18 protein-coding genes are annotated in these 22,686 nt (G+C 54.2%); 9 read left to right on the forward strand and 9 right to left on the reverse strand.

Annotation, left to right across the window (positions count from 1 at the left end; all coding sequences use genetic code 11):
* Positions 1 to 16 precede the first annotated feature (16 nt).
* On the reverse strand, positions 17 to 3,004 hold the full coding sequence (locus KTT_RS34110) for a winged helix-turn-helix domain-containing protein (RefSeq protein ID WP_160146341.1): 2,988 nt from the start codon (positions 3,002 to 3,004) through the stop codon (positions 17 to 19).
* Positions 3,005 to 3,071: 67 nt separating this feature from the next.
* Positions 3,072 to 3,587 carry a tetratricopeptide repeat protein gene (locus KTT_RS34115; RefSeq protein WP_126602468.1) on the reverse strand — a complete coding sequence of 172 codons (516 nt, stop codon included), beginning with the start codon at positions 3,585 to 3,587 and terminating at the stop codon, positions 3,072 to 3,074.
* 193 nt (positions 3,588 to 3,780) lie between these two features.
* On the opposite strand from KTT_RS34115, the gene KTT_RS34120 reads away from it, so the two are divergent.
* The 4 genes from KTT_RS34120 (at position 3,781) to KTT_RS34135 (ending at position 8,802) form a co-directional block, all read left to right on the forward strand.
* Positions 3,781 to 4,902, forward strand: coding sequence for a threonine aldolase family protein (locus KTT_RS34120; RefSeq protein WP_126602470.1), 1,122 nt, complete (start codon positions 3,781 to 3,783; stop codon positions 4,900 to 4,902).
* A 63-nt stretch (positions 4,903 to 4,965) separates the two neighbouring features.
* Positions 4,966 to 5,199 carry a hypothetical protein gene (locus tag KTT_RS34125; protein WP_126602472.1) on the forward strand — a complete coding sequence of 78 codons (234 nt, stop codon included), beginning with the start codon at positions 4,966 to 4,968 and terminating at the stop codon, positions 5,197 to 5,199.
* A gap of 145 nt (positions 5,200 to 5,344) precedes the next feature.
* On the forward strand, positions 5,345 to 8,074 hold the full coding sequence (locus tag KTT_RS34130) for a sensor histidine kinase (protein ID WP_126602474.1): 2,730 nt from the start codon (positions 5,345 to 5,347) through the stop codon (positions 8,072 to 8,074).
* On the forward strand, positions 8,071 to 8,802 hold the full coding sequence (locus tag KTT_RS34135; protein ID WP_126602476.1) for a response regulator transcription factor: 732 nt from the start codon (positions 8,071 to 8,073) through the stop codon (positions 8,800 to 8,802). The genes KTT_RS34130 and KTT_RS34135 overlap by 4 nt, the downstream gene beginning before the upstream one ends.
* Before the next feature lie 183 nt (positions 8,803 to 8,985).
* Here KTT_RS34135 and KTT_RS34140 read toward each other — a convergent pair whose 3' ends face one another.
* Positions 8,986 to 10,473 carry an MFS transporter gene (locus KTT_RS34140; RefSeq protein WP_126602479.1) on the reverse strand — a complete coding sequence of 496 codons (1,488 nt, stop codon included), beginning with the start codon at positions 10,471 to 10,473 and terminating at the stop codon, positions 8,986 to 8,988.
* 149 nt (positions 10,474 to 10,622) lie between these two features.
* Entirely contained in the window at positions 10,623 to 11,603 is a 981-nt protein-coding gene (locus tag KTT_RS34145) for an aldo/keto reductase (RefSeq protein ID WP_126603344.1), read from the reverse strand.
* A gap of 127 nt (positions 11,604 to 11,730) precedes the next feature.
* On the opposite strand from KTT_RS34145, the gene KTT_RS34150 reads away from it, so the two are divergent.
* Together KTT_RS34150 and KTT_RS34155 are read left to right on the forward strand one after the other, a co-directional pair.
* A complete protein-coding gene (locus KTT_RS34150; RefSeq protein WP_126602481.1) occupies positions 11,731 to 12,660 on the forward strand; it encodes a LysR family transcriptional regulator in 930 nt (309 codons plus the stop codon).
* A gap of 525 nt (positions 12,661 to 13,185) precedes the next feature.
* The gene (locus KTT_RS34155) at positions 13,186 to 13,578 is read left to right on the forward strand and encodes a DUF7475 family protein (RefSeq protein ID WP_126602483.1); all 393 of its coding nucleotides are present in this window, start codon (positions 13,186 to 13,188) and stop codon (positions 13,576 to 13,578) included.
* Positions 13,579 to 13,830: 252 nt separating this feature from the next.
* Here the strand turns inward: KTT_RS34155 and KTT_RS34160 are convergent, their stop codons facing one another.
* The 3 genes from KTT_RS34160 to KTT_RS34170 form a co-directional block, all read right to left on the reverse strand.
* Positions 13,831 to 14,892: an ABC transporter substrate-binding protein gene (locus KTT_RS34160; protein ID WP_126602485.1), complete on the reverse strand. Its 1,062-nt coding sequence runs from the start codon at positions 14,890 to 14,892 to the stop codon at positions 13,831 to 13,833.
* 144 nt (positions 14,893 to 15,036) lie between these two features.
* A complete protein-coding gene (locus KTT_RS34165; RefSeq protein ID WP_126602487.1) occupies positions 15,037 to 15,906 on the reverse strand; it encodes an ABC transporter permease in 870 nt (289 codons plus the stop codon).
* Positions 15,878 to 16,720, reverse strand: a complete 843-nt coding sequence (locus KTT_RS34170) for an ABC transporter ATP-binding protein (RefSeq protein ID WP_126602489.1) — start codon at positions 16,718 to 16,720, stop codon at positions 15,878 to 15,880. Before KTT_RS34170 ends, KTT_RS34165 begins: the two co-directional genes overlap by 29 nt.
* Before the next feature lie 572 nt (positions 16,721 to 17,292).
* Here KTT_RS34170 and KTT_RS34175 point away from each other — a divergent pair.
* Genes KTT_RS34175 through KTT_RS34185 form a run of 3 tightly spaced genes read left to right on the forward strand, consistent with a single transcriptional unit; the run spans position 17,293 to position 20,859 of the window.
* Positions 17,293 to 18,570: an RNA-guided endonuclease InsQ/TnpB family protein gene (locus KTT_RS34175; protein WP_235845951.1), complete on the forward strand. Its 1,278-nt coding sequence runs from the start codon at positions 17,293 to 17,295 to the stop codon at positions 18,568 to 18,570.
* 36 nt (positions 18,571 to 18,606) lie between these two features.
* Positions 18,607 to 19,893 (forward strand): GNAT family N-acetyltransferase, encoded by a 1,287-nt coding sequence (locus KTT_RS34180; protein ID WP_126602494.1) that lies wholly within the window; start codon positions 18,607 to 18,609, stop codon positions 19,891 to 19,893.
* Between the two features lie 51 nt (positions 19,894 to 19,944).
* The gene (locus KTT_RS34185) at positions 19,945 to 20,859 is read left to right on the forward strand and encodes a GNAT family N-acetyltransferase (protein ID WP_235845952.1); all 915 of its coding nucleotides are present in this window, start codon (positions 19,945 to 19,947) and stop codon (positions 20,857 to 20,859) included.
* Positions 20,860 to 20,883: 24 nt separating this feature from the next.
* On the opposite strand, the gene KTT_RS34190 is transcribed toward KTT_RS34185, so the two are convergent.
* Positions 20,884 to 21,720, reverse strand: a complete 837-nt coding sequence (locus tag KTT_RS34190) for an LLM class flavin-dependent oxidoreductase (RefSeq protein ID WP_126602496.1) — start codon at positions 21,718 to 21,720, stop codon at positions 20,884 to 20,886.
* A gap of 155 nt (positions 21,721 to 21,875) precedes the next feature.
* Complete coding sequence (locus KTT_RS34195; protein ID WP_126602498.1) at positions 21,876 to 22,532, reverse strand: TetR/AcrR family transcriptional regulator; 657 nt, start codon at positions 22,530 to 22,532, stop codon at positions 21,876 to 21,878.
* Positions 22,533 to 22,686 lie beyond the last annotated feature (154 nt).

Below are 22,686 nucleotides of genomic sequence, written 5' to 3' on the forward strand. Positions count from 1 at the left end.
CAAAAGCGTGAATGCGCTAGAGCAAGCGCCGACTCCTGGCGACGGCCAGTGCTTGCGTGCGACTATGAGCATCGAGTTTGCTATAGATATTTTTCAGATGGGTCTTGACCGTGTTCTGCCCAATAATCAACCTACCGGCAATGGCCTGGTTTGAAAGCCCTTCGGCGAGCAAGTGAAGGATATCTAATTCACGTCTACTAAGTGCTTCACCAGCAGCCGAATATCGAGAATCAACATTCTTATAGCTGTGAAAGCGCGCACTGCTATTGAATACTTTTTCCAGGTAGCCTGTTGTGTAGCCGGAGTAGATCTGTGGTTTTGCGCATAGATTTTCTAATAAGGGTAATAGCCCGGGACCCGCGTCGATAAAGGTTCGCTGATAGTTAGCTGGTTCGGCCAGCTTCAAGCTATTACTCAGCGTTTCCAGGGCCTGGCTGATTTTTCCTTCCACCGCATATGCCAGGGCACTGCTGATCAGCAGATTGATCAGGATACCTTGTTGCTGTGAGGCTTCGATCTGGTGGCATAAGCGCTGAATAATAGCCTGCGCCGCTGCGGGCTGGTGCTGAAGCAACAGGGTCCGGGCCAGCAGCTGGTAGTCTTCCTCATACCGAGCATCGATCTCGTTAGCATCCAGAGGCAGGTCGCAGTTTGCAGACCACTGTTGCATAAAGGCCGTGTCACGTTGCAGGTAGTGGAGGCGCACCTGTAGCTGTTCTAGCAGGAGCTGCCCACGTGGGAAGCCGGTCTGCTTGACGAGTTTTTCGGCCTCGGCAAACAACGACCATGTCTGCGCGGTTTCACCCTGCGCTAGCAGTGTCTGCATCAATCCCGCATAGCCCAGTAACCATATCTTGATATCACCGCCTCGCTGTCCCAGTGCAATGCCTCGTTGTAGATACTCACGCGCCCGAGAGAGATCGTTCCATTCATAGCAGATCTCGCCGAGCCCCACGTACATAAATCCCAGCGGAGGTAACGCAGCCACCGAGTTGTCATTGGAGATGCGCAGACCTTTATGGTAGAGTTGCCAGGCCTGTAGTAGCTTGCCTTGTTCGACATAGAGGTTCGCCAGCGTCCGGACAGCCAGCAGCGTGGTGCGCAGGTTATGGCAGTTAGAGCTAAGCCGTATGGACTCACGTAAGCTGGCCTCGGCTTTATCCAGGATACCCTGTGAGGCATATGTGCTCCCCAGACTTAGCGCCACCTCGCCACGCTGATAGAGGTTATCCTTGTTAAGGCCAGTGTAGGCCTGTTGCAGTAGCTTCAGGCTGCGTCTGTTATCGCCCTGGTACATGGCGATACGGGCGCGAATGGCGATGATCTCGCTCTGTAGCTCCGGGGAGCGATTAGCCTGCGTCTGCATGGCTGTTTCCGCCTGTAGCAGGGTACGTTCAATCTCATCCCACCTGGGTGCCAGGTGAAGCTGTACCCAGGCTGAGAACAGACAGAGTTGAGGACGTTCGGTAAGAATTGAGCCGGGGAACCGCGCGAGCCAGCTCTGCAGTACCACTACAGCTTGCTGCATCAGCAGGTCGTGTCCATGGATTTCAACCAGTTGTGCCGCCAGTGCGAATTGTTTAGCGGCACAGGCATGGGTGATAGCTTCGTCGGGCATCTGCTGCTGCATATACCATCTGGCGGCTCGCTGGTGGAGTGTTGTAATGAGCTCAGGTTGACGCTGCTCGAGCTGTTGGCGTAAGAAGGATGAGAAGAGCGAGTGATAGCGAAACCACTGGTGTCCTCCATCCAATGGTTCGAGGAAGATATGTTCACGCTGTAGCTGCATCACTATGTGACAGGCGTTGTGCTGCTGTGTGACTGCGTGGCAGAGCTCGCTGTTGAAGCATTCCAGTATTGCCGTCTGCATCAAGAACTCCTGCACCTGCTGTGGCTGCGCCGCCAGTACCTCGCTGGTCAGATAGTCGAAGATGTAAGGATGATCTTCTGGGATGAATGTGTGTGAACTGGCCTGCTCAGGCATTTGCTGTTGTGCCAGCAGTACCAGGCGCAGCAACGCGATCCAGCCCTGTGTTCTGGTATGCAGTATGCCGACCTGCTCTGTCGACAGTGGTTGATCTGCCATTCCGTTTGACCATTGCTGGATTTCGCCCGGCGTAAAGCAGAGTTGCGCGAAGGTGAGCTCTGCGACCTTACCTCGGGCGCGCAGGCGGGCAATAGAGACAGTGGGCTCCTGACGACTGATGATGACCAGGCGTAGCTGTTGTGGTAGATATTCGAGCAGATAGTCGAGGCTATCGTGAATGACCTGGTTGTTGATGTGGTGATAATCGTCGAGCACCAGTGTCGTATTGGTGGGCAAACATGCCAGCGCGTTGATGAAGGATGGGAGCGTGGTGGCAACAGGTGTTGTATTTAAGGCAGAGCGTTGTGTGATTGTATGCAGTGCCAATTCTGGCTGAATGGCCTGAAGAGACGCGACCATGTAATGCCAGAAGTGAGCTGGCTCATTATCTGATGTATCCAGTGTGAGCCAGGTATAGGGATGCCCGCTAACTGCCAGCCAACTATTCACCAGCGTACTCTTGCCCGAACCAGCTGGTCCTGTGATGAGGAAGAACTGCCGCTGTGTGGCGTACTCCCTCAGCATAGCTGTCAGGCGTGGACGGTCAAGTACTTCAGCGTGCATTAGCGGCGGTGTAACCTTTGCCGTCAGCACGGTAGGCGATTGTGGATCTGTCGATGCCGGTTCTCGCGTGGCAGTGATGTTGGAGAGTATCGTGGCGCTGTTGACCAGATGGTTAGTGGTTAACTCCTCCGTTTTGCCCAGGTAGAGATTGTGGAGCTGACCCTGCTGGCGACGATAGGCATACCAGTACCATCTGCCTGCACGGAGCTCTTTGCGCGCCGTAAAGCTGCCGCCGCGAGAGACAAAGCGAAAGACGCGATGGTCCCCCAGCCAGCGAAACCATGCCACCGAGCCCAGTGCTATAGGTGCATTATCAACGCCAGTCAGCTGGTTTCCTTTAACAATCGGTGTCATACGAGCCATCTTTTACTCACCCGCGTAGTTCAACAAAGTTACACAAAATCTATGCTTCTGGTTTCTGCTATTCTTTCTCATCATTTGCCCACGTTTTATCCAATTGAGGAGCGTAGAAGAGCAGCGCTTTTTTATAGCACAGGATCGAAGGCTCGGCTGTTGTTTCCGCCAGATTTGTCAAGAGGAGTTGCATCGCCTCCGCATGGCGTTGTAGATTGTGCAGGGCCATGGCCAGAAAGACCGGGAATGCTCGATCTTGAGGGAACTCTTGCATGCCACGCCGCAGCATCTGTTCGGCCTTCTTATATTCACCCAGGGTGCGATAGGTGCTACCAAGTCCCAATAATGCACCTTGCAGGCTATCTTTGGATAATCCCAGTTCAATCGCGCGCAGATAAAAAGGAACCGCTTCACTTTCCAGTCCCAGGTTATCATGTGCCCACGCTGTTTGATAATTGAGCTCCGCGTCATCAGGGTAGAGAGCTAGCAGCTCTAGCAGTAACGTCCGTGCCTCCTGTGGCCGCCCCACCTCCCGCAGCTGGATGGCGGTCTGTAAACGATCTTGCGTTATTTTTGTGTCCATATCTTTCGTTCATTGTATATTGATGTACCTGAGTGTAACAGATCAGCCAGCTGGTAACAATATGTGAATCACGCAACGGTTTTTGAGATCAATGCGTGCATATGTTACAATGCAGGGGAACGATGAGATAGCGCTTTGGGAGGGCTGTAGGTTTTCCACGGTGCCATAAGGAATAGTTAGAAGGATCTTTAGTATGACGAACGCACGCGATCCTCGCGCGGTCCGTAAAAGTTGTCGCCGCTCTATCGCGGGCCATTATACATATCAACAGACGTTACCGCAGATTTTGCATGAGCTTGCCGATTCGGTGCAGCCTGAGGAGGCTCCTGATCTATACGGGAGTGGGGCGCTGATCAACGACTTTGAGGCCGAAGTAGCCCGTTTGCTGGGCAAAGAGTCCGCTGTCTTTATGCCCAGTGGCACGATGTGTCAGCAGATCGCGCTGCGCATCTGGACCGATCGTCGCCACCTGTCACGCGTCGGCTTTCATCCTACGGCCCATCTAGAACTGCATGAGTTCCAGGCCCCGCAACGTCTGCATGATCTGCAAACGGTGTTGATCGGCTCGCCCTATCAATTGATGACGCTGGCGGATCTGCAGGCGGTCAAAGAGCCTCTGGGCGCGCTGCTATTAGAGCTGCCGCAGCGCGAGATCGGGGGGCAGTTGCCCACGTGGGATGAGTTGACGGCTATGACCAGCTGGGCCCGTGAGCGCGGCATCGTCCTGCACATGGATGGCGCGCGTCTCTGGGAGTGTAAACCCTACTATCAGCGGGACTACGCGGAGATCGCCGGACTCTTTGATAGCGTCTATGTTTCTTTCTACAAAAGCCTGGGCGGTATCGCGGGCGCCGTACTGGCCGGTCCCGCCGATGTTATTGATGAGGCGCGTATCTGGCAGCGCCGGCAGGGTGGCAACCTCTACCAGCTCTATCCCTATGTGTTGTCGGCCCGTAAGGGTCTGGCCGAGCGGCTGGATCGCATGGAGGCCTATCATCAGAAAGCGAAAGCGATCGCGGCCGCCCTGTCAGCTTTCCCTCAGATTGAGATTATGCCAGCAGTGCCCCAGACCCATATGATGCATGTCTTTATCCGTGGCGAGCGTGAAGAGTTGAACGGAGCCGCCCTGGAGGTCGCCGAAGAGAGCGGAACCTGGCTCTTTGGTGGTGTGGCCCCTACGCAGATCCCCGCCTATCAAAAATTTGAACTATCGGTGGGAGATGCCTCACTTGATGTCAGTGATGAAGAGATCGCCACTTTATTTCAACAACTTTTTGACAAGGTAGAGCAGTCCAAGGTAGAGCGATCATTGTAGGCATCAATCTCATAATCATTCATGGTGGATGATTGAGGCTAGCACAAATGGAAGTGAATAACCATGGCAGATGAACCGGAAGAGATGGAGGAGCAGTTTGTCTCTCCCCTGCAGCGTGAAGGTGAAGATAGTGGGCAGCGGATCGCGCGCCTGCTGCGCGGTGGCAGCGTGCATGAACTGATCCTGGAGGCCCACTACTGGCTCGGCTATTATCAGTGGCACGAAGACGCCGCTGACGCCCTGCCGACCGCTATGTCGCTGTTAGAATGCGCCTCTGAAAAGACTGTAACGCAATAGACGAAAGGCTCGATGTATCCTGATAGCATCGAGCCTTTTATGTATTTTTGTAGCAAGCGAACGTTGTGTAAAGTAGAAGCGGCTGTGTTATACTTCAGGGCAACAATGGTGAATCTTTGATGGAACTCAAGGGGGAGTGCTATTCATGCTGCATCTCGTGCGTCGCTCACTCCTGGTGCAACTGCTCAGCGTGTATCTGCTGTTTATGATCATCGTGCTGCTTGGCGGCCTGGCCGTTAATGGCGCGGTCGAGCGGCAATTGAGCGGTGATGTCCAGGCCTCTGACCAGGCGCTAGCGCAGGAGATCGCTCTTGAAACCAATTTACAGATTCGTGACGCGGAGAGCTCGCTGGCCGCGCTTGGCAAGCAGGTGAATCAGATCTCCGATCCACGGGCGGTCGCCAATATCTTCCAGACATATAAGCTGGCGCGTCCAGATGTGGATCATGTCTACTGGCTGGACCCCGTGGGCGTTTTGCAGGTGACGTGGCCATTGAATAGCGAGGCTCTCAATACCGAATTTTCACCCCCCGATGTTGTACAGCGGGCTCGCATGGCCGTTGGCCCGGTCTTTGAGGTCGGGATCGCGGTTGAGACCACCTTTAATGCCGGGGTGATTATCGCGCAGCCGATGCGCCGTTCCGATGGCCGCCTGGCTGGCATCATCGCGGCCAGTCTCTCGCTGGTCGAGCTAAGCGAGCCTCTGATCGCCGTTGTCAACGCCCAGCAACGGCAGGGACGGCACCTGATGATTAGCGTGATTGATGGCCGCGGTGTTCTGGTGGCGACTCCCCAGCGTGAGCGGATCCTGCAGACGGTGTTGGATGAACTGCCGGGCGCAGAGCAGGCTCTGCATAATCATACTGTTTCACAGCTTGGTCGCGGACAGGATGGCCAGGATTGGCTCTTTAGCGCCGTGCCGATCGCGGACGCGGGCTGGGCCGTGGTCGTACAGAGGCCCGCGCAGGAAGCGCTGGCAGTCGTCGCGCAGTTTCATCTCTGGCTACTGGCCGCGATCATTCTGTTCGCCTGTGGTGGACTCCTGTTCTGGATCATTCTCTTGAGTCGGGTTATTCGCCCGCTGCACACGCTGGCCCGCCAGCACCAGGCGCTCCCTTCCTCAAAGCTCTCGATCCCGATGGATACGACCATTATGGCTTCACGTGGTGACGAGGTCGGGACGCTGGCCCGTTCACTGGTGCGTTTAGAGCTTGATGGCCTGGAGAAGCTGGGTGAGCTACGCACGTTGCTGGAGACCTCAAATGCCGTGGTAGGCTCATTGGAGCCGCACGCGGTGGTCCGAAAAATCATTCGCGAGGCACGTCGGCTGGTGGATGTGCAGGCTGCCGCGGTTCTGTTGCCCGATGAGCAGGGAACCCTGCGCGTGCTGGTCAGTGATGGTCATAGTGAGCAGTATGATCAGAAACTGGCGCTGACCGCGGAAAATACCACCTCGGCCCCCGTAATCGCGCTGCGCGATGGTGCACCGGTTCAAAAAATATTAGAGTCTGGAACCTCTTCCTTCTCTTATGAAGATGGCTTCCGATCAGTGCTGGCCATCCCGATTATCAGCCGCCACGCCGGAGGCGTGGTCCTGCTGGTTCACCGCACTGAGCCACACCTGTTTAACCAGAACGAGATCGATCTATTGTTGACTTTCGCCAACTATGCGACGCTGGCCTGGGAGCATGCCGTGCTCTATGAGCGCAGCGACGAGCGGCTGCATGAAGTTGCCCGTGAAAACGAGCGGCTCTATCGGCACGCCGCCGAAGAGAAGCAGAAGCTGGCCTCCATTATGGAGAGTATGCATGATGGTCTGGTGCTAACGGGTATCGATGGTACTATCCTGTATGCGAATCAGGGCGTGCGCAACCTGCTGGGATTGCGCGAGGCACAGTTGGAGCTGCATTCCATCAGCAAGCTCTACGCCGCTTTACGCGCCAGTGCGGTAGATCTCCCGCAGCTTGATGCTGTGTTGAAGCGGATTGAGACCGCCGCTACCAGCGAAGCTATGGTTATGGTGAACTCCCAGGAGCAGCAGCGTACCCTGCACCTGCGTCTCTTTGATGTTGAAGATGAGGAGGAACAGCCGATCGGGCGCGGACTCTTACTGAGGGACGTTACGCGTGAGCGCGAGTTGGATGAATTCAAAACGACCTTGCTGGCCGCTGTAGGTCACGAGGTGCGTACACCGCTGGCCGCTATCAAAGGCTATGCCTCAACATTGTTGCAAGAGGATGTGAGCTGGTCGGGTGCGGATCAGCGTTATTTCTTGCAAACCATCAGTAGCGAGGCTGATCGCCTGGCGCAGATGGTCAAGAATCTGCTGGATCTCTCTCGCCAGGAAGCGGGTCTGCTGCAGTTAAATCTGTCACCGACCAGTGTAGAGAATATACTGCCCGCTGTTGTTGAACACGAACGGCTGCAGTATCCGGACTCCTCTATTCACGTGCAGATTCCTCCAACCTTGCCAGAAGTCAACATTGACAGCGCGCGCATCGAAGTAGTGCTGCGTAATCTCCTCTCAAATGCGCTGGTGTATGGGGAGGGAAGCGCAACGATTCTGGTCGCGCGCCAGGGGGATTTTATTACGATCGCCATCTCTAATAGCGGTCATGGTATCGCGCCCGATGAATTGCCACATATTTTTGAACGTTTTTATCGTGCACGCCATGGACAGCAGCAGCACCTGGGTGGGACCGGGCTGGGGCTGGCGATCTGTAAGGCCTTTGTCGAGGCCCACGGAGGCAAGATTCAGGCTGCCAGTAGTCAGCGTGTGACCACGATCACCTTTTCATTGCCGATTGCTGTTGCCCCGGCAACGATTGAAACACTGACTATAGACCTCTCGCCAGAAGAATGGAGGCGCGTATGACGATGCAACCTAAACGTATCTTGCTTGCTGAAGATGAAGGCACACTGCGAGATTTTGTCAGTCGCAATCTGCGGGCGCGGGGGTTTGAAGTGCTGGAAGCCAGTAATGGTCTGGAGGCGCTGGCTGTCTGGGAGCGCGAGGAGCCGCATCTCTTGATCCTTGACATTATGATGCCACGCATGGATGGCCTGGCGGTCTGTCAGCGCGTGCGCGAGCATTCCGCGATCCCCATCATTGTCCTGACCGCCCTGGATGCTGAATACGACAAAGTGACCGCCCTGGATCTGGGCGCCGATGATTATCTGACCAAGCCATTCGGGGTGGAAGAACTGCTGGCACGGGTGCGTGCTGTCCTCAGACGTACGCAGGGAGAGTCTCAGCCGAGCGGCGGCGTGAAAAAATTTGGGGAACTGGAAGTTGATCTGCCGGGACATAATGTCTGGTTGCGGGGCGAGGCGGTCCGCCTATCGCGGACAGAGTTTGAATTGCTGGCACAACTGGTGAGTAACGCGGGTAAGGTGTTAACGCACCGCATCCTGTTGCAGCGCATCTGGGGTCCGGAATATGGGGGAGAGGCCGAATATCTCCGTGTCTATGTCAACCGCCTGCGCCATAAAATAGAGACTGATCCGGCCAAACCACGCTACCTGGTTACCGAGCCAGGCGTCGGCTATCGTTTTGTGGCCCCCGAAATTGAACGCACCCACTGGCGTTCCAGTACGAGTTAATGTGATGTGCTAACCTACAAGGCGTTTATCAAACCGCTCCGTGAAACCCCTGGCTTGAGACGGGGAGGATGTCAAAGTAAAAGGACACGATACATAGCAACAACACTGACCGTACCTGTTGATCCAGAGCGGGATTATTTCGCTGATCCACAGCAAATCTGAGAGAGAGCCAGTGTTCATCCCTCATTGGTTTGTATCGGCGCGACGAAAGACGAAGGCACCTATCATGATCGCAAGAACAGCAAGAACAGCCGCTGCCAGCAGTGCTGCATCAAAGCCGTCAACCAGGGAGATGGCTGGTCTGGATGCTACCAGTACAGTTGTTTGTGCAGTTTCTATCGCCACAGCAAGAGCAAGCCCAATCGCTAGACCAATTTGCTGTGCGGTATTAAACAACCCGGAAGCTGTACCTTGTTCATCCTTTCTCACCCCTGATGTAACCGCACTGGTTGCAGCGACAATCATTGTCCCAACACCCATCCCGAAGAGGAGTTCTCCTGGTAAGATGTCTTTGAGGAACGTGCCAGTAACGGAGATGCGACTGAGGAGAAGCATCCCTGCCATGAGCAAGATAGGGCCTCCAACGAGACTTGTCTTTCTCCCAAAACGGGCAATAACCTTTGGTATCCTGGTAGCCGTTATGACCACAATGAGTCCTAGAGGCAAAAATGCGAGTCCTGTCTGGAGTGGGGAATAGTGCAAGATTTCTTGCATATAGAGTGTGAGCACGAAGAGAACTGTCCCTGAAGACGCTCCCAGGGTAGCGGCGAGCAGTATTGCCCCCGTGAAGCTACGTCGCCGAAAGATACCCAGATGGATAAGTGGATCAGGTATGCGACATTCAATGAGAAGAAAAACCACCAGGAGCAGGAAGGCGGTCATAACCAGCCCGGTAGGTATAAACCAGTCCCATGCACTCGTGTTCACCGTTGAAAGCACAAAGACAAGCAAGGTAAAGGCAATTGTGACGATCAGTGCCCCGATTATATCGAGTCGCTTTCTCACTCTCTGGCCCTTTGGAAGGAAAAATGGTGCGAAGATCATGACAGCAATGCCAATGGGGACGTTTACGAAGAGAACCCAACGCCATCCCCAGGCATTTGTTAAGAGTCCGCCAAAAAGGACGCCAGCTGAGAATCCGCTCGCGTCAATGGCACCGAAGATACCAAGGGCGGAGTTGCGTTCGGACTCTTCCGTAAAGAGTGTCATGATAAGAGAGAGAACCGTGGGGGCAACAAGTGCTGCGCCCAGACCTTGAGCGGCACGAGCAGCAATGAGCCAGAGCTGGAAAGGTGCAAGTCCTCCCGCAAACGAGGCGAGGATAAACAGCATGAGACCAGCGAGAAACAGGCGCCGTTGTCCAAATAGATCAGCTAAGCGTCCACCGAGCAACAAAAAGCCACCAAATGCGAGCGCATATGCTGTCACCACCCATTGCAAGTTCTCTGAGGAGAACCCCAATCCCCGCTGCATCGCGGGTAAAGCAACGTTTACAATGGAAGAGTCAAGGATCAACATGAATTGAGCCAGACACAGCAACGCAAGGGCAGCCCAACGACGAGATGCAGCCTGAGGGAAGAAGACCAGACGATTTAGCCTCTTTTGTGGAGAACTTTCCACAACGGAATGTTCAAACGCTTGCATTCCGTGAGAGTGATCATTTCTAAGCATATATATTCCTATCCTTCATAATCTGAAGAAAAAAGTTCTTCTTCCCCACTGCGACGTTCCCAAACCAGCTCCTCCGGTATTGGCGATGGGAATGAAGAACCGGAGACATATCAGGTAGTCATACGGATGCCCGTTTGGCATGTTCTCACTTATGCCATGCTCCTCAATTTCTCGATATCCTCGTCGGTTCGATTTCCGTGAATTTCGATTGTTGCAAGTTCTGCTTCGAGCTGATTAAACTCATGATCGGTTAACTCTACATCGGCAGCGCCCAAATTCTCCTGGACTCGCTCTGGTTTTCTAGAGCCGGGAATCGGCACGATAAAATCTTTTTTGTGCAGCATCCACGCAAGAGCAATCTGTGCGGGGGTAGCACCTTTTTGGTTCGCAATGTTGGTCAGGACATCCACAAGTGGCTGGTTTGCCTGGACATTCTCTTTGCTGAAGCGGGTGATCACACGACGTGCATCGCGACCAGTGTAGGTGGCATCTGCCGTGTATTTGCCGGAGAGAAATCCGTTGCCAAGAGGACTGAACGCGACAAAGCCGATACCAAGCTCCTCACATGTAGGAATCACATCTTTTTCATACATCCGCTCCATGATGGAGTATTGGCTCTGGATAGCCGTCAGGGGCGTGACCGCATGGGCACGTCGAATTTCTTCCTCCGTAGCTTCAGATTGTCCCCACGCCAGGATCTTGCCTTCACGGATGAGCCTACCCATGCACCAGGCGATCTCTTCGACCGCAATATCTTTGTTCATCCGGTGTTGATAATAGAGGTCGATATGGTCTGTTCTCAGCCGTTTCAGGGATGTGTCTACACGGGACTGAATTTCCGCGAATAAGCCCTCACGTGTCGATGTGTGTTCGGTGGTGGGAACGAGAAACTTGCTCGCCAGCACAATGTTGTCGCGGATCGGTTGTAACGCCTCGCCAACCAGGAGTTCATTGTCACCGGCTCCATACAACTGGGCGGTATCAAAAAAAGTACAACCCCAATCATAGGCCTGGCGGATCAACTGGATGGATTCGCTCCGTTCCGGTACAGAGCCATAGCCTATGCTTAATCCCATGCAACCATAGCCTATGGCCGAAACCTCTAACTCTCCCAGTTTTCTTGTTTTCATCATGGTATCCTCCATCTCGTGTGGTGTATTACTATTTACAATGCAATTATAAAATCCACCGGCTTGACTGGGAAGAAGCGAAAAGTTTACAATGTATCAACCACAGGTTGATACAAAGGGAGAGAGCATGGAAACTGATTTATTAAAGGCGTTCATAGAAGTCATCGATGCAGGAAGCCTTTCCAGGGCGGCAGAGAAATTATATATATCCTCAACGGCTCTCATGAAACAAATGAATGTCCTGGAAGCTCAGGTTGGAGTGCAACTGTTAATACGCACGCATCATGGCATTCGAGCTACGGATGCCGGGATTTTCTTTTATCATGACGCCAGGTTCCTGCTACAATCTGTGGAGAAAGCTGTGATACGAGCTCGTCAAGCCGCACATACCCATCCATATCTGATACGAGTTGGAACCTCACTGCTCAACCCATGTAATGTCCTCTTAGATGTCTGGACCACTATCAGCTCGGCCTATCCCCAGTTCAAAATGCAGATGGTCCCTTTTGATGATGATTCTCAATCCTGGCCTGCAGTCTATCGAACGATTGGGAAGGGTTTTGATGTCATGGTCGGGGCGTATGAGAGAGGCAATGAGTCTGACTCCTTTCAGGCTCTCCAGTTGGGGGAGTATCACTTCTGTGTCACCGTCTCAAGAGCGCATCCACTCGCCAGGAAGAACAGGCTTGCTGTGACCGATTTCTATGGAGGGCGATTCGTCCTGATCAAACCAGGCACCAGCCCGCTTATTGACCAAATACGGGGATATTTAGAAACGGAACACCCGGCCATCCATATCAAGGATACCCCCCAGCAGTATACGATTGATGTGTTCAACCGCTGTGAACAAACCGGTGCCGTTTTGCTGACCTTAGATGGCTGGAAAGATGTTCACCCCTCTCTGGTCACGATTCCTGTCGATTGGGAGTACACCATTCCCTATGGGATACTGTATTCGGGCAAGCCATCAAACTGTGTTCAGCTTTTTGTGCGAGCTCTACGAGAACAGTATGTTCACACCACCCCACAAACCATAGGCGAACTGCAATACAACTAGTTTACCCTCCACTGTAAATCCCACCATTAAACGGCTTCCCTGATAGCTCGTATACATGTAGATATTCCCATAGACCTCATTTATCTTGAGGAGTGTCTGACTTCCGTCATGTTGGGAGGTGTTCACGCGCCCCCGCTACGCGACCGCACCGGTTTTAGGTTTTGGTGCATCGGGTGCATATCCGCGCACCCTATGTACCAGCATACAAAGGAATCCTGAGCATCGCGGGTGCGAAAACCGATGCAGGTGGCGGGCCATGATCATGAGAGTCAGACACGCTCTTGAAGAAGTGGAGGAAATTGAAAGGTATATTACATTTAAGGTTTTCTTTATTTTGACGATATATAAATATTTGAAAGCATTATTAAGCGTCTGTAAAGGCCAATAATCAATTATTTGATGCGGGAAGTATCTATAGCATAGAATTCTTTCGTGCTTGAGTGGAACTATTTGTGGCAACAGATCGTCTAGCATGTGGATACTATAAAATGGGGATTTGATAGTATTACAAGAAAGAGGGATCTGATGCAGCAAGTGTCTCAAGCAAAAATGCAATTCCTTGCCGTGGTGATTGGCATTACGCTGACAACGCTTATTACTGGTGGTGCCCATCTCTACCTCGCGATGCAGCCCGATGAAGACCTGCGTTTCTGGTTTTTATTGAATGGCCTTGGCTATCTTGGTTTGCTGTTCATGTTTTTACTGCCCCGATTTGCGCGCGCCCACAGCTTGATACGATGGATATTTATCGGCTATACGCTGCTTACCATCGTACTCTGGTTCTTCCTCGGAAGTCCCAGTGAAGGATGGCCCTGGGACCCGTTTGATACGACCGTCAAGACCGTTGAAGTCATCCTCGTGATTCTGCTCTGCCTGGACTTCAGGCAGTATGTTGCGGGCGCGTATAAGCGCAGGTAGCCCTTTAACCGGCTACCACCGACCATACCCTGAACATATGCATATATGCTGCGGGTAGATCATTGTGGCCTCAATAATAGATAGAGCAGTATTCGAGCTCTTAGGGGCGATCTCAATGTATAGTATCCATCTGCCCGTTACTGAAGTGCATAGATAGGACCGCGCTCTGATATTTTTGTATCGTCCACAGGGTTTTAACCACAAAAAGAGGATGCAGGCGCTCAGCGTCTGCATCCTGTGCGCGCCAGTGAATTAGTTGGCCTTGCTGGTGAACTCGTTGGTGAAAGTACCCTTGAGATCGATCTGTTTGCCCTGCACCGCCTGGTTGGTCTCCTTCTCAATGTTATAGACCGATTGTGGACCATCAGACGGCATGTTGCCATCGGGGCTGAAGATGGCGAGCTGACTCTTCAAGGCCGTGACGTACAGCGTTTTGTTGCCCGCATAGTAGTCGGTGGGCATCTTGTCGGCGATCTCTTCAGCTGAATGCGTATGGATCCACTTTAATGTTTTGACGTAGGCATTGACCAGCTTCTGCGTCACATCCTTGTGGCTATTGACATAGTCATTCTTCATGAAGAGGCAGATGAAGGGATATGAGCCATTGAGGGCGGTCTGTGTTGACTGCGGGGTGCGCAGATCGGTCAGGACCTTGCCAACGCCGCTGGAGAGCAGGCGAGAGATGGTCGGCTCGGTGGTCATGCCCGCGTCGATGCGACCTTGCTGCATGGCGGCGATAAAGGTATCACCCGCGCCAACCGGCAGGAAGTGTGCCTCGCTCTGCGCGATCCCGACGTTGTGCAGCAGCGCAATGGTCAGGGTCTGGGTACCAGAACCAAGCTCTGTCACGCCCAGATTTTTTCCCTTGAGGTCTTTCACTGATTTAATGCTGCCTGCCTCTTTGGCCGAGACCATTTCGGCCTCACCCGGCGCGATATCCAGCTGAACGACGCACTCCATCTGTTTGCCAGCCGCCTGCAGTTCGATGGTATGGTTATACGAGCCGGAGCCCGCGTCAACCTGTCCAGCCAATACCGAGTCCTCCGAAGACTGACCAGATGCCTCGTCGATGAGGGTAACATCCAGGCCTTCCTGATCAAAATACCCCAGTTGCTTGGTGAGCATGTTGGGCAGATAGATCTGTTTGCTGAGCCCACCGACCATGATGGAAAGGTGGGTTTTGGCACCGGTAGTGCCACCGCCGCCGGTGCTGCTCTTGTTTGATGAACTACTGGCATCGCTACCGCACGAACTGAGAACGAGGATCAAAATAATACCAAACAGCAGGCAGAGTTGTTTCTTGCGTATCTTCATATGCCTTGTTATCTCCTATCCGAGATGGGGTGGTCGACAATGACCACATGCGTACAGTATAGGCTCCCTCAGGTGAGGCCGGGTTTGGGCATCTTTAAGAGAGGAAGAGCTTTTATGTGGGATGTAGCCAGTTCTCCTTTCTGCTTAGATTGAAATGTCATTGACGGTATTGGTTGGACGCCAGGTGATCAGACGGTTTTCGAGCGCCGTGACCAGGGCCTCTGTGATCAGTGCCAGGGCTGCCAGGATGACCATAGCCGCGAATACGCCATTGGCGTTGAAGGTGCCCTGCGCGGTCTGGATCATCAGGCCGATGCCCTGGGTGGCACCCAGAAATTCGCCGACGACCGCGCCGACCAGCGCAAAGCTGAAACTTGTATGCAGGCTGGCGATGATCCATGTCAGGGCGGATGGAATGATGACATCGATAGAGAGCTGGCGCGAATTGGCACCCAGGATGCGCGCGTTGGCCAGCAGGTTGCGATCAACCTCTCGTACCCCCTGGAAGGCGTTGAAGAAGACGATGAAGAAGACCAGCACGACCGCCAGCGCAACCTTGGATTGAATGCCCAGCCCCAGACCGATGACAAAGATGGAGCCCAATACCACACGTGGAATGGAGTTGGCCGCCTTGATGTATGGCCCCAGCACGTCAGCCAGAAATCTGTTGCGCCCCAGTAAGATGCCGAAGATGACGCCTAAAATGACGCCGATCAAAAAGCCCAGCACCGTTTCTTCCAGCGTGACCGCGATCTGCTCCCACAGTGGACCCTGCGCGGTTCCATTGACGGCCCAGGTCACGATCTGAGCCCAGATGCCGGAGGGCTGGCCCCAGAAGAAGGGGTCAATCACTTTCGCGCGGGCACCCAGTTCCCAACCACCGATTATCACGACCAGTACCAGAACGCGTAGTATATTGATCAGTACGCGCTTGCGGCGTATGCTGGTCCGGTCTATCTGTATATTCTCCTCTGTTGTGCCTGTATTATTGATTGCGCTGCTTTGTTCGTTCATAGCTAATCAACACCTCATTGCGAAGGTCTTCCCAGATCTCCTGATATAGATGGACAAAACGCGGTTCAAAGCGGATCTCAGCCACATTGCGTGGCCGTGGCAGATCGATGGTATAGATGCCTTTGACCGTGGCTGGCCCGGCGGTCAGCACGCAGACGCGGTCCGCCAGCGAGATGGCCTCCTCTAGATCGTGCGTGACAAATACAACCGAGGCCGAGGTCGAGGACCAGAGCTGAAGCAGCTCATCTTCCATCAGGGTACGGGTCTGCACATCCAGGGCGCTGAAGGGTTCATCCATTAGCAGGATCTGCGGCTCATTAATGAATGTCTGGGCCAGGGCCACGCGCTTGCGCATGCCACCGGAGAGCTGATGCGGATAGCGATCCTCAAAGCCGGATAGACCAACGCGCGCGATCCAATCACGGGCCTGCGCCAGGGCCTCCTTCTTCGGTTTGCCACGAAAGAGGGGTCCCGTCGCCACGTTGCGCAAGACATTTTTCCAGGGAAAGACCGCGTCTGATTGAAAGACATAGCCAATGCGCGGATCGATGCCCTGGACCGGCTGGCCCATCACCTGGACCTCACCGCTGCTGGGCCTCTCCAGTCCTGAGATCAGGCCTAACGTGGTGGATTTACCACATCCGGTTGGTCCCACGATAGCGCAGAACTCACCGGGTGCGATGCTCAGGCTGAGGTCGCGTAGCGCGGTATAGGCCTGACCGTTGGGCGTCAGGAAGCGCTTGGTGACGTTGCGCAGCTCAATAGAGGCTTTTAGCCTGGGTATATATTGTGGTGAAATTGATGAGTTTGTCATAGATGAAGCGGAGATCACCGAACCCCTTTCTCGGCTAGTCTGCTGGTACTGCTATGTACACAGCAGTTCGATGTTTCATAGCGGTCAGTTCATGTGTCGTTATGAACGTAAATATCGATGCTTGCAAGTATGTATGAACCTGTAACGGAAGTATAGCCGCTCAGCCGTAAACGAAACATAAACGTCATATAGGCTGACATAAACAGAATATAAATATTGTGGTGACTATACTACGTTTGACGTAGCTGCCCTTTCAATGTTACGCTTGAGGATGTTGATGCCAGCAAGGATTTCTGGCTCACTTAATAACAGGCGCGGGAAGTTTCGTTTAGGCTGCTTAAGTTGGGGAGGGCACCCAATCAGCTTTGCTCTTTCTCCTGACACACGCCCTTGGATGGTTTGATTCCGTGCACCTCTGGGGGATTTGCAGTCGGATTGTTTCGACGTGCCCTTTGCCAGTAAGTAGAGGTCTTCGAGATGTGAGAAACCACACGAGGTGCATGATGATTGAGAGGATAATCTTCCAGATTTTTCACTTGGAAACTCTGTTCAAGTATGCTACACTAGTATCTATGAATACCGTCAAGATCTATCAACTGAATCACCTCTCTTCGACTCAATACCAGCGTTTGCGTACTGCACAGCAAGAGGCGGCGTTGGTGTGGAACGCATGTGTGGCGTTTCACCTCCAGGCTCGCATGCAGCATCTCAGGTGGCCCGGGCGCACCGCCTTACAAAAAGCCACCAAAGGACGCTTTGCGCTCCATAGCCAATCAGTTCAGATGGTTACCCACGCCTTCCTCGCCAATGTGGAGACCACTCAGCAACTACGTAAGATGCATCCTGAGATGCAGATGCGTTATCCCTATAAAGAAAAGCGGTTCTACCCCGTCTCCTGGCCTGCGCAAGCCGTGAGTACACAAGGAAAGCGGGTCGTATTGCCCATGGGAAGAGGACGCGATTCATTGGTGTTGCCAGTCGAGTTGCCCGAACACAGTCGTTCGGTGAAGTTGGTCTGGAATCAGGGATATGAATTGCATGTGAGTATCGAGGCTTCCCAGGCTGAACACGCCCCGGGCGAGGGGCATGCCACTGTGGACTTGGGAGAGATTCACCTGGCCAGCGTAACTACCACGACCAATGAAGCCCTTATCGTGACCGGGCGCGGCATCCGCTCGCTCAAGCGTCAGCGGAGCAAAGCTCTGCGCACCATTGGCAAGAAACAGGCTCGGTGTCTCAAACACTCCCGTCGTTGGAATAAACTGCAACGAGCTAAGACCAAACAAGCTCGGCGAGCAGAGCGGCGAATTCGAGACCAGCGCCATCAAGCCACGCGCAAAGTGATTACCTTTTGCGTCGAGCAACAAGTGGGAACCCTCTTTATCGGCAATCCCCACGGTGTGAGAAAGCGCCATGCTGGTCGCCACCACAACCAGCGCATGAGCCTGTGGGAGTACGGGCGTGACATTGATTATCTCAATCACAAGGCCACACAAGCCCACATTGAGTGCTTCACTGGCTCCGAACGAGGAACAAGTAGCCAGTGTCCGGAATGTGGGCATAAACATAAGCCGAGAAATAGGCAATGGACCTGCAAAGCTTGCGGGTTCTCTGGACACCGCGATCTTGTCGGGTCCATTAACATGCATACGCTTGCCTTTGGTGAGCGGGTATCCTTTCCTCGTTCGTATACGTATCTACGTCCTGCGAAGAGCAGGAAAAGTAGTAGTAGGGCAGACACGCCCCCTCGTTGTCTTAGTCAGTTGGGATCTCAACCACACGTTGCAGACGTCGTCTCTTTGGAGGCAGGCTACCGTCCCAACGATGCTAAGAAGCCTGTTTCCCTTTAGGGAACAGGAGTGTCACTCACTGGAGGATTTGCTTTTATGGCCTCGTCATCTATTATCGTGCGTCCACTTGCTACCCAGGAGGAGATTGAGCAGCAATTTATCTGGGCCGACCAGGCCTTTTCTCGCCAGCCGCCTGATCCGGATCGGGCGCGGGAGCGGAGCCAGAGCTTCCTTACGCAACCAGATTTCCATCCCAGGCAGTTGCGTGGCGCTTTCCGCGATGGTAGACAGCTCGGTGGTTACGCGATCTATGAATGGATGCTGCGCATGGGTGCGGCGCGTATTCCCACCGGGTGTATTGGGATGGTGGTTGTCGATCCAGATGCGCGTAAGCAGGGGGCGGCCAGCGCGCTGATGCACGATGCTATCCAGTTCGCGCGTGAGCAGCGGCATAGCTTGCTCTTGCTCGACGGCATTCCCAAATTCTATTACCGCTACGGTTACACCGATGTTTTCGATGTGACGACATACGATATCGACCGTGGAGCCATTCTGGCGCATTCCGGCAGTTCGCACACGGTACGCCAGGCCACGCCTGAGGATGCGCAGGCCATACGCGATCTGTACGAGCGCCGCCTGGGAGGCTATACCGGTAGCTTTGAGCGTTCTACAGAAAAGCAGGAGTATCTGCAGCGCAACCGCTTCAGCCGCAATACTATCCTGCTCGCGCGCTCTCCTAGAGGGACAGATGAAGGGTATCTGATCGCCTCGCACGAGCCGAGTGCCGCCCACGGAATAGAGATTGCCGCCGATAACTGGTCAGCGCAGATCGCGCTGATGCAGGCGCACGTGCACCTCACCGATGGACCCGAGGCTCCTGAAAAACACACCTATTATTTCGCGCCGAACTCGCCTGAGCTGTATAACATTGTCGATCGCCTTGAGGTCCCTGATACCTCGAAATGGCAGCATCCGGCTGAAGAATGGGGCGTGCGCACCTCTCAGTTTCATCATCGCTACGCCGGTTGGATGGGACGTTTCGTCCATCTGCCCACGCTCTTTGCTGCTATGCTGCCTGAGCTTGAGGCGCGCTGGCGGCGCGCCCTGGCGCAGTGGTCAGGCGAGCTACACCTTGTAATCGGTGACGAAGGTGTTACCCTGCGTATCGAAGGTACAAAGCTTAACATTATCGCCCGGCCTTCATCTGAGGCCATTATCTTCCAGTCTTCGCCTCAGAGCTTTGCCCAACTGGTCTTTGGCTATCGTCCGGTGTCATGGATCTTAGAGCAGCATCCCCAGCAACTACCGGATGAGGCCCGGTCAGTGCTGAGCCTGCTTTTCCCCATTGGTCATAGCTGCCTGAGCTTCACCGACTGGTTTTAAGCCTTGCTCCTTTCTGAATGGAGGAGGATCATTGATGGAAAGGATTCCTGCATGGCTATTACACGCCATCCTTTTGATGGCACGGAGCATCTGACGCGCGTGCTTGAACTTGTGCGCCAGATGCCAGAGTCGTGCCGCCACGTCGTCGACTGGCCCTGGCGCATGAGCTCTCCGGCGATCCATGCCGGTAACGACGCCGTTTTCTGGGAGAATGAAGAAGGGATGATGGTTGGCCTGGCCGCCTGGCAATACTACTGGGCGGTGCTCGACTTCTTTATCCGCCCGGGTCCCCAGCAGAGCGAGGTGGAGAAGGACCTTTTTGCCTGGGCGGATCAGCGCTTTCGTGAACGTGATGTCGAACGTGGGCAGCCTCTGCCCTACTGGGCGGAGTTCCAGGAAGAAGATCGCGAGCGGCAGCAACTCGTGAACTCCCATGGCTTTCGGATTGATGAATATGATTGCTACGTCTACCTGGAGCATGCGCTAGAAAATCTGCCGCCAGTTCCGACTTTGCCCGAGGGGTTTATGTTGCGCACCTTACGTGGCGTGGACGAGGTCGCGGCCTATGCCGATCTGCATAGTGCTGCCTTCGAGAGCAACTCTATGACTCCTGAGTGGCGCGCTCGAACCCTGCGCATGCCCACCTACCGGCCCGAACTGGACCTGGTCATCGAGGCGCCTGATGGGTCGCTGGCCGGATTCTGCGTGGGCTGGCTGGAGTCCGCGCGTCAGCTGGCCCAGATCGAGCCGATTGGCGTTCATCCACGCTTCCAGCAGCTTGGATTATCCCGTGTCATGTTATTAGAGATCCTACACCGCTTCAGGCAGCACGGGGCTCGGAAGGCCATCGTCGAAACCAACCTGGATCGCTCACCGGCGCGCCACGCCTATGCGGCGGCCGGCTTTCAGCAGACCCACATTATTCATTCCATCGGCAAATGGGTGAATCCGCGTGTTGGTGCGTAAATCCCTTGTAAAGACGGATGAGCATCAATCGATGTGAGGTGGCCCCTGGCGAATGCGCTCACGCACTTCGTCAGGGGCTGTATTGTTCCATCGTGCCTCCATCCACCAGGTGATGCCCGCGTCGATCCAGGGACGCACAATGGCCGCCGCGCGTTCCGGGTCATCACCGGGCGTCTCACCCTCCCAGGTGATATCGAACGGTGTGGTGAGCTTGCGATTGTCCTCGACATAGGTTTTGATGGCGCGGATATCTTCGGGTGTCATGTCGCCATCCTTCTTCTGTGGCACGATGCCATCCCAGCGCAGCACGCGCCGCATCGACTTCTCACGCGGCCAGACCCCGATTGGCCAGACCGGGATGCGCGGTCGCTGGACTGAGGGTGGCAAGAGTTGCATGCTCTGCACATGATAATGATCCCCCTCATGCGAAAAGAGCTCGCCGCTCCAGGCGCCGTTCAAAATATCCAGGCACTCATCCATCAGGGCGGCGCGTCCCTTCTGGCTCATCTCCTCGCCAACTTTGTAGAAGCCCGCATCATCACTGGCGGCTCCCAGTCCGACTGGTAGCACCATTCTGCCCTGTGAGAGATGATCGAGCGTCATGGTCTCGCGCGCCAGCTTCCAGGGGCGGCGACGCGAGATCGCCGCGATCATTGGACCCAGGATAACACGTTGTGTGCGCGCCGCCATCAGCGTCAGCAAGATCCAGGGATCGTAGCAGGGACCGGGTGGATAATCGGGAGTATCGATCGAGATGCAGTCGGCGATAAAGACGCCGTCCCAACCAGCCGCCTCCGCTTCGGCCGCCATCTCAGGTATGGTCTGGACATCGCCTCCGGGAATGATAAAACCGTAACGCATGGTTAATATTCTCCTTTTTCCTCCATCAATTCTCTCCCCCTATTTTACTGAGACGTTCATGACATCCCCTGCCATATTTGCGAGAACATCACCAGGCGTTCGTGATGGGTGGCATTTACGTGAAGCGAGGGGGGAAGCGCCCGCAAGGGGCGCATCTACGGTGATGACGATGATGGTGATGATGGTTTTATATCGGGAATGAGGCGGTCGAGTGCGGCTAAGACGAGCTGGTATACCAGGTCTGTTACATCTTCAGGGGAGCGTTCGGGTCCCGCCAGGCTATCGAAGGTCTCGAAGCCGATTAATGTACAAAGCACGTTGCCCGCATTCTCTAAAGTTTCGGCGGAGGGCTGTTCATATTCCTCGCAGATGCGGGCGAGCAGGGTGCGTACCCCTGTTCGACGCCGTTCGTCCCGCTGGCGAATCACCTGTTCGAACTCTGGATCGAGGTCGGCCAGTGCGCGCAGGCGCCTCGTCACAAGCCGATCCGCGCTCCAGAAGCGACCAAAGATAATAATGTATTGCTTCAGGGCCTCAATCGGTTCCGATTGGCAAAAAACGTTCGCCATCTGCTCCATGCCACCGTTGACCGCCAGGGAATCGCATAATGCTTCGAGCAGGCCCGTTTTGGAGCCGAATTGGTGATAGACAGTCATGCGGGCTACATCTGCCTGTTTGGCCACCATCTCCATTGAAAAGTGCGTGAAGCCATCCTTCGTCATCAGGAGTTCACGACAGGCATGAATGATGCGGATTCGAGTTTGCTCGGTCGCCGCCTGGCGTTGACCGAGCCGATAAGGACGAGGGCTCATATAGGGACTTGCCACCTTGTTGAATTTAATTGTATAATCAGTATAGTTAAATTTCATTCGTTTGGATAGGTCATCTGCATAATGATAGAACCGATCGCTGGCCAATGTAAAGATGTACAGCATCAACCTGAGATAGATACTAATTAAAGGGTGA

Origin of the sequence: Dictyobacter aurantiacus (genome assembly GCF_003967515.1) — a bacterium.
Lineage (GTDB): Bacteria > Chloroflexota > Ktedonobacteria > Ktedonobacterales > Ktedonobacteraceae > Dictyobacter > Dictyobacter aurantiacus.

Bases quoted from the DNA above. Each gene is read 5' to 3' on its own strand.
- KTT_RS34110 (WP_160146341.1), bottom strand. From the start codon at position 3,004: ATGACACCGATTGTTAAAGGAAACCAGCTGACTGGCGTTGATAATGCA.
- KTT_RS34115 (WP_126602468.1), bottom strand. From the start codon at position 3,587: ATGGACACAAAAATAACGCAAGATCGTTTACAGACCGCCATCCAGCTG.
- KTT_RS34120 (WP_126602470.1), top strand. From the start codon at position 3,781: ATGACGAACGCACGCGATCCTCGCGCGGTCCGTAAAAGTTGTCGCCGC.
- KTT_RS34125 (WP_126602472.1), top strand. From the start codon at position 4,966: ATGGCAGATGAACCGGAAGAGATGGAGGAGCAGTTTGTCTCTCCCCTG.
- KTT_RS34130 (WP_126602474.1), top strand. From the start codon at position 5,345: ATGCTGCATCTCGTGCGTCGCTCACTCCTGGTGCAACTGCTCAGCGTG.
- KTT_RS34135 (WP_126602476.1), top strand. From the start codon at position 8,071: ATGACGATGCAACCTAAACGTATCTTGCTTGCTGAAGATGAAGGCACA.
- KTT_RS34140 (WP_126602479.1), bottom strand. From the start codon at position 10,473: ATGCTTAGAAATGATCACTCTCACGGAATGCAAGCGTTTGAACATTCC.
- KTT_RS34145 (WP_126603344.1), bottom strand. From the start codon at position 11,603: ATGAAAACAAGAAAACTGGGAGAGTTAGAGGTTTCGGCCATAGGCTAT.
- KTT_RS34150 (WP_126602481.1), top strand. From the start codon at position 11,731: ATGGAAACTGATTTATTAAAGGCGTTCATAGAAGTCATCGATGCAGGA.
- KTT_RS34155 (WP_126602483.1), top strand. From the start codon at position 13,186: ATGCAGCAAGTGTCTCAAGCAAAAATGCAATTCCTTGCCGTGGTGATT.
- KTT_RS34160 (WP_126602485.1), bottom strand. From the start codon at position 14,892: ATGAAGATACGCAAGAAACAACTCTGCCTGCTGTTTGGTATTATTTTG.
- KTT_RS34165 (WP_126602487.1), bottom strand. From the start codon at position 15,906: ATGAACGAACAAAGCAGCGCAATCAATAATACAGGCACAACAGAGGAG.
- KTT_RS34170 (WP_126602489.1), bottom strand. From the start codon at position 16,720: ATGACAAACTCATCAATTTCACCACAATATATACCCAGGCTAAAAGCC.
- KTT_RS34175 (WP_235845951.1), top strand. From the start codon at position 17,293: ATGAATACCGTCAAGATCTATCAACTGAATCACCTCTCTTCGACTCAA.
- KTT_RS34180 (WP_126602494.1), top strand. From the start codon at position 18,607: ATGGCCTCGTCATCTATTATCGTGCGTCCACTTGCTACCCAGGAGGAG.
- KTT_RS34185 (WP_235845952.1), top strand. From the start codon at position 19,945: ATGGCTATTACACGCCATCCTTTTGATGGCACGGAGCATCTGACGCGC.
- KTT_RS34190 (WP_126602496.1), bottom strand. From the start codon at position 21,720: ATGCGTTACGGTTTTATCATTCCCGGAGGCGATGTCCAGACCATACCT.
- KTT_RS34195 (WP_126602498.1), bottom strand. From the start codon at position 22,532: ATGAGCCCTCGTCCTTATCGGCTCGGTCAACGCCAGGCGGCGACCGAG.